The organism is Actinoalloteichus spitiensis RMV-1378, assembly GCF_000239155.1.
Taxonomy (GTDB): Bacteria; Actinomycetota; Actinomycetes; order Mycobacteriales; family Pseudonocardiaceae; genus Actinoalloteichus_B; species Actinoalloteichus_B spitiensis.
On sequence record NZ_AGVX02000398.1, the window covers coordinates 1 to 6,668 of the forward strand.

Consider the following 6,668-nt stretch of genomic DNA (forward strand, 5'->3'; position numbering starts at 1 on the left):
GGGAAGGGCAGCGGGCCGGGCGTGTTGGCCAGCTCGGAGGACCCGGCGGCCTGTTCGGGCGCGGGCTGCTCGCCCGTGCCGGAGCCCTCCGCGGCCCGCGAGTCGACCTGGGTGGCGGGGTACTGGGAGGACTGGGACGGCTGCGGGTTCATCGCGGCCAGCCGAACCTCCCGTTCCCGCTGGTCCAGCTCCCGCTGCCGCAGCTGCTGAGCGCGCTCCCGCTGGTCCAGTTCCTGCTGGCGGGCCTGGATCTGGCGGGCCTCCTCCGCCTCCCGCCCCGCGAGGGCCTGCGCCGAGTACCGGTTGTCGGAGTCGAGGTCCCGCCGGTCCCTGGCGCCGTCCCGGTCGTGGTCCCAGTCGCGGGACCGTTCGGAGCGCTCGATGACGGCGCGGGGTGGGGAGCCGAGCAGTGCGACCACGATGACACCGGCCACCGCGGCGGGCAGGAAGCCGATCCACAGGCTGGCCACCACCCCGGCCGGTTCGCCGCCGAGCAGCAACGCCAGCAGGAGGAAGGGCATCCAGAACATGCGGCCCGGCCACGCCGGTCCCCGGCGTGCGGCCAGCCGGCCCTGCCAGGCGACCAGGCCGAGCAGCAGCAGGGGCAGCAGCACTAGGACGAGGATCGCCAGCGCGCGGGTCCACAGCGCCTGGTCCGCCCCGAACACCTCCTGGGAGACCGTCCCGCCCAGGCCGAAGAAGCTGGCGAAGTCCACCAGCCGCGCGTTCGAGGTGGCCAGCACGTAGGGCAGGAGGAAGCTGGTGCCCACCCCGACGGTGACCAGCACCAGGACGACCGGCGCCGTGTACCGGTTGCCGATCCCCTTGCGGAACAGCGCCACGAACGCGGCGCCGGCCGTGATGAGCAGGCTCATCACGGCGCCGGTGATCATCGCGGACCACACCCAGTCGCCGGGCAGGAAGTTGACGCCGAACATCCCGTACAACCAGTCCAGGAAGCCGCTGCCGACGTCAATGACGGAGTCCACCGAAGTTGTCCTCTCCACCGGTATCGATCAGGCCGAGGTGTCCGCACGGCGCGGCGCCCCGCCGAGATCACCGAGTACCCCTGACACGATAGGACGCCCTCCGCCCCCGCCGGTGTGGAACCCCCATTGCCCCCGCCGCGATGATGATCTTGCCTGGTGCCTCACCAGGTTCTCAGTTCGATCGTCGTCCAGGCGCCCAGGTGCACCCGGGTCCCCTCCCCGATCGGGTGTGGGACGTGCGGCCGGAGCACCAGCCCGCTGTCCAGCACCGTGCCGTTCGCCGAGTCGAGGTCCACCACCGACCAGCCGCCGTCCGTCCCGCGCAGCAGCGCCGCGTGTTCCCGGGAGACGCCCGGGTCCTCCGGTGGCAGGCCCAGGTCGATCGCGGGGGGTTCGGACGCGGACCGGCTGGCGCGGCCGATCCGCACCCGGTCCCCGGAGAGCGGGTAGCGGCGTCGGGGGCGTTCCACGGGCAGGCGCAACCGCTCGGCCTCGGCACCCGCCCCGGCCAGGACCTCCGCGAAGTACTGGGGGTCGACGGTGACGACCGCTACCCAGTTGCGGTGGAGGCCACCCGGCGGTCGCGGGCCGTCCGTCCGGTCTCCGGCCGGCCCCTCGCAGTCGTGCCCGCACTCCTCGCAGAACCGGCCCACCCTCGGGCAGCCGCACCGGGGGCACGACGCCTCCGGCGACCCCACCTGTGCGGGCCGGCTCGCGGTGGGCGGACCGAGGCCGGGCTCCGGGACGAGGTCGGTGCCCAGCGGCCGCTGCTCCCCAGCGGCGTCCGGGGAGCGCGGCACCCGATCCGCGACGCGCCCGTCACGTCCGCCCCGGGTCACGCCGTCCGCCGGGGAGGCGGTGGCGGCTCGCCCCGCCAGCGGCGGGATCACCGGGACCGTCCCAACCGGAGGGTCCTGGTCGACCGCGCGTCGAGGGTCATCTCCGCCTCGCGCGCGACCCGCGCCCGGAGCCGGACGGTCCCGCTGGGCGCGTCCACGACCTCCACCACCCCGGCGAGCAGCTCGGCGGTCTCCTCGTGCCCGGACTCCGCGGCCAGGGCCACCGCACGCTGCAACATGGCGGTGGCGAGCTCGGTGTCCCCGCGCCGCCGGGCGTCCAGCCCGACGCGGACCGCTTCGGCGAGGTCTGCCTGACCGGTGTAGTGGGCCAGCACGGGGTCCACGCGGGCCACCCGGTCGACGTCCGCGCTGCCGGTCACCGTGATCTGGACGGGCGTGCCGAGGGGCGCTCCGCCCTCCTCCTGGACGGCGGTGAGGCGGGCGACGAGCATCTCCTCCCCGGCCCGCAGGGGAGGGATCTCCACGCACAGGTGGTACGTGCGGCTCTCCTCGCCCCAGCTCCCGGTGGGGTGGTCGACGTTCCGCGGTGCGTCCGGGGCGGAGGCACCGTCGAGCGGGCGCACCTCGGGGTGCACCTGCCGGAGGAAACGCTGCCGCGCCAGCTCCGGCGTCCACACGCGCAGGGCCACGGCCGGTTGCACCCTGGCGACCGCCGCCTCGATGGTGGAGCGGAAGTCGGCGGCCAGGTCCTCGGGGTCGGCGACGATGTCCACCGTGCCCAGGAGGGTGGTGGCGATGGACCGCAGCTCGTCCACGCGCCAGCCGGTACCGACGCCCCGGCAGTCGCAGACGAACCGGCCACGGCACTCCTCCAGCGCGGCCGCCAGCTCCCGCACCGACTCGCCCTGGTTGAGGCCGTCGGTGAGGAGGATGGCGTGGCGGGGACCGGGGAGGTCGGCGAAGAGGTCGTTGGCCGCCCGGAGCCAGGTGCCCATGGCGGTGCCCCCGTCGGGGGTCAGCCGAGCGATCGCGGCGGCCGCCTCCCGTCTGGTCCGCGCACCGCAGACCGCGAGACCACCCGTCTCCGGGTACACGACCCGGGCGGTGGTCGTCCCGGCCACCACGGCGAACCGCGATCCCTCGGGCAGCAGGTGGACGGCGGCGACGGCCGCCCGCCTGGTGGCCGGCATCGTGCTCGCGGGGAAGCGCATCGAGGACGAGCAGTCCACCAGCAGGACCTCGGAGATCGCTCCCTGCTCCGGATCGGGGGACCCGCCGCCCGCCGATCCCCGTTCGCCGTTCCCGCCGGGGGCCGGGTGACCGGTGACGGTGAGCACCGCGTGCACCTCGGTCGTCCGCTCCGAGACGAAGCGGTTGTGGTCCACCTCGACCGTGAAGCTGAGCTGCCGCGCCATCGAACCCCCTCTCAGCCGCGCCCGTTCCCGGTCTCGCGTAGCGGGAACGGGACGAGTGCCACCGTGATGTTGTCGTGGCCGCCGCCGTCAAGTGCCAGCCTGGTCAGCGCCCGCGCGGCGTCCAGGGGGTCGGCGAAGGCGGCGACCAGCCGCGCCAGGTCCTGGGCCTCCTTCAGGTAGTGCCACATGCCGTCGCTGCACAGCAGCACCCACCCCGGAGCCGTCGGGCGGATCGCCGCGAGGTTGGGCGGCCGGCCGTCGCAGTCCGCTCCCACCCACCGGCACAGCGCGTTGGCCCGCCGGTCGGCACGCGCCTCCTCCTCGCTGAGCTGCCCCAGGTCCACCATCTGCTGCGCCCACGAGTGGTCGGTGGTCAGGCGGGAGGAGGGGGTGCCGGTGGGCTGGCCGGTCGGTTCGGGAGCGGCCAGCCAGTAGGCGCGGCTGTCGCCGATCCAGCCGACCGTCACCTCGGTGCGCGTCACGACCGCCGACACGTAGGTGCACGACGGTGGTTCCGGATCGTCACCGACGCGGAGGGCGCTGACCGCCTCGACCGCCGAACGGACCGCCCTCCGCGTCGCCGCCATCGCGTCGACCTCCTCCCGGGCGGCTTCGGCGAGGAGTTCCGCCGCCGTGTACGCGGCGGTCCTGGACGCGTCCTCCGGGGTGGACGAGGACGACACACCGTCGCAGACCACGGCCACGGCCGCGAGGGGCTCGCCGCCGGTCGCGCACACCACCCGCAGCGCCAGGGCGTCCTCGTTGCGGCGGTGCCGCAGGCCCCGGTCACTCACACCGACGACGGTCCGGAGGTCGAGTTCCATCCGGTCGGGTGGAGCGGCCAGCGTACGCCGAGCACAGGCGGCGCACTGGCCGGCGGTGTCGAGGTCGACGGCCCGCGCCTCGACCTCCATCCCGCAGTCGGGGCAGAACACGGCCGGGGGCCCCTGGTCGACGAGGTCCGCTCCGCAGGCCTCGCAGAACCGGTCACCCGGCTCCCCCGGTACGTCGCACCGAGGGCAGTACGGGCCGGACACGTCCCGTGCGGGTCGCAGTGAAAGCTGTTCGTTCATCGGGTGTGCGGGCGGGCCTCGGCTGGGGCACCGAGTCAGCGGCCCGGCCTCCCTTCTGCTGGTCTCTCGTCTGGCGCCGTCCGGGACGGCCGCGGGTCGTCATCCTGCCTCGTCAACGGAGCGGCGAGGGCCGCCTCACACGAGTGTTCTCGGTCGCACGGCGTTGGCCCGGTCCACCAGGGCGATGCGTTCCGCCCGGTCGTCGACGGTCCTGGCCAGGCCGCGGTAGGCCTCCTCGAGGCCGAGCCGGAGGGAGTGGTCCTGGAACTCCCGCCCGAAGATGCGGCCCGGACGTGGCGTGCCGTCCGGCTGCGCGGCCCACCACGCGCGCGCGGCGAGGAGGACGGTGATGACCAGGCGGAGACGCCGTTCGGTGTCCAGGGGAAGCTCGGCCAGGCGCTCGGCCGCCGCCATGAGGTCCCCCGACCGCATCTCCTGCGGTGCGCGGCCGCCGACCCGGGCGCTGACGGCCGCGACCCTCGCGCCCAGGTACTGGCTGGAGGTCTCCGGCACCGATTCCAGCACGGCGACCGCACGGGAGAAGTCCTGCTGCACGAGCAGCACGCGTGCCAGGCCGAAGGCCGCGCTGACGTAGGTCTGGTCCCCTTTCCAGACCTGCCGGTAGCGGCGTTCGGCCTGCTGGACGGCCCCGTCGGCCTCGTCGGCGAGCGCGAGTGCGAGTTTGGGGGCCGTCTCCCCCGGGACACGGGCGTAGACCCGGTCGAAGTGGTCGCGGGCCTCCCCGGGGCGTCCGGCGAGCAGCGCCGCCATGCCCTCGTACCAGGACGGCCGCCAGTCCTCGTCGGCGAGCCCGGTCAACTCCCGGAGCGCTCTCCGCGCCTCGTCGGGCTCGCCCCGTTCCAGGTGCGCCCGCACGACGCGCAGCCCGACCTCCACCGTCCACACCGACGCGCCGCGCAGCTGCGCCGGAGTGGCGTCGCGGACACCGGTGAGGAACCCCGCCGCCGGGTCGTCCGGATCGACCAGCGTCACCGGGAGGAGCCGGGTGACCTCGGTGGGATCCGGCGGGGTGGTCGTCAGTGCGAGGTCCCGGCCCCGGTCGCCACCGATGACCCCCCGCTCGTGGGTGAACAACGACGACCGGCCCGGTGGGGGCTGTCGTCCCCGCAGGGCCAGCACCTCCCGCAACACGCTGCGGAGCTGCTCGGTCATCTCCCCGGCGTCACGGAACCGTTGCTCCCGGTCCGGGTGGCAGGCGCGGCGGAGGAAGCGGTCGAAGGACTCGAACTCCGCGAGCAGGGGCACGGTGCCCGGGTCCGGGAGGCTCTCCCGGTGTTCCTGGTTGTAGCTGGGGAACGGGAAGGAGAGCACCGCCAGCAACCGGCCGACGGTGTAGAGGTCCGACTCCACCGAGGGGCCGAGCCGGGCGATCTCCGGGGCCTGGTAGCCGATCGTGCCGTAGAAGGCGTCGTAGTGCTGGTCCAGGCGCAGCGCCCCACCCATGTCGATGAGTTTGACCTGGTCAGAGGTGTGGATGACGTTGTCTGGTTTCAGATCGCAGTAGACCCAGCCGTGGTCGTGGAGGTAGCCGAGGGCGGGCAGGATCTCCAGGACGTAGGCGATCGCCTGCTCCAGGGGGAGCGTGGCGGAGCGTCCCTGGGCGGACCGCCGTTGCTCGAGGAGTTCCCGCAGGGACGGGCCGTCGACGTACTCCATGACGAGGTAGCCGGCGGTCTCCCCCGCCCCGGTCGTGGCCGAGGGCGGATGCCGTACGACGTTGAGGATGTGCACGATGTTGGGGTGCTGCACCTCGGACAGCGAACGCTGTTCGTTGAGCTGGGACTCCATCGCGTCGGCGCCCTCGCTGTTGAGCAGCCCCTTGAGCGCCACCCACCGGTCGTTGACGTTGCGGTCCCTGGCCAGGTACACCCAGCCGAAGCCCCCTCGCGCGATCGGACCGAGGACCTCGTACTGGCCGGCGACCACATCTCCCCGCCCGAGTTTGGGGGCGAAGGAGAACCGGGCGCCGCAGTGCGGGCAGTACCCCTCGGTCCGACCCGGCCGGCCGTTCCTGCTGCGACCCACCGGCTTCTCGCACCGGCGGTCGCTGCAGAACCTGCTCGACTCGGGCACCTCGGGGTCGAGGAGGACGGCCGCGCTGGGATCACGTTCGGGTACCTGGGGCACCTCGACGAGGCCGCCGCCCAGCAGTCCGCGCCCGCTGGTCCGGGTGGAGTTCCGCTCGGATCCGGTCGGGGCGTTCCTGGCCGACATCGGTCGCGTACCGCGCCCGGAAGTACCAGCGAGAACGGTGAGCACCGTGCGGTCCACCCCCCTCGGGGGGGCAGCGGGGCGGGCCGACGCCGTCGGGACCGCCCGGGGGAGCGCGGGAGCCGGTGGTTCGGGTGGCACCCGGCTTCCCTCGTCTCC

4 protein-coding genes and 1 pseudogene are annotated in these 6,668 nt (G+C 74.1%); all 5 read right to left on the minus strand.

All coding sequences use genetic code 11. The features are described 5' to 3' along the window. Positions 1-989, minus strand: a pseudogene (locus ACTIDRAF_RS0217315) (hypothetical protein); the annotation flags it as partial. Positions 990-1,150: 161 nt separating this feature from the next. After that, on the minus strand, positions 1,151-1,879 hold the full coding sequence (locus ACTIDRAF_RS29485) for an FHA domain-containing protein (protein ID WP_016699986.1): 729 nt from the start codon (positions 1,877-1,879) through the stop codon (positions 1,151-1,153). Beyond that, entirely contained in the window at positions 1,876-3,204 is a 1,329-nt protein-coding gene (locus tag ACTIDRAF_RS0217325) for a vWA domain-containing protein (RefSeq protein WP_016699987.1), read from the minus strand. The genes ACTIDRAF_RS29485 and ACTIDRAF_RS0217325 overlap by 4 nt, the downstream gene beginning before the upstream one ends. 11 nt (positions 3,205-3,215) lie before the next feature. After that, positions 3,216-4,277 (minus strand): protein phosphatase 2C domain-containing protein, encoded by a 1,062-nt coding sequence (locus tag ACTIDRAF_RS29490; RefSeq protein ID WP_083886414.1) that lies wholly within the window; start codon positions 4,275-4,277, stop codon positions 3,216-3,218. 135 nt (positions 4,278-4,412) lie between these two features. After that, a complete protein-coding gene (locus tag ACTIDRAF_RS35375) occupies positions 4,413-6,512 on the minus strand; it encodes a serine/threonine-protein kinase (RefSeq protein ID WP_016699989.1) in 2,100 nt (699 codons plus the stop codon). Positions 6,513-6,668: the final 156 nt, after the last annotated feature.

Coding starts and splice junctions, on each gene's coding strand:
- ACTIDRAF_RS0217325 (WP_016699987.1), bottom strand. CDS start 3,204: ATGGCGCGGCAGCTCAGCTTCACGGTCGAGGTGGACCACAACCGCTTC.
- ACTIDRAF_RS29490 (WP_083886414.1), bottom strand. CDS start 4,277: ATGAACGAACAGCTTTCACTGCGACCCGCACGGGACGTGTCCGGCCCG.
- ACTIDRAF_RS35375 (WP_016699989.1), bottom strand. CDS start 6,512: ATGTCGGCCAGGAACGCCCCGACCGGATCCGAGCGGAACTCCACCCGG.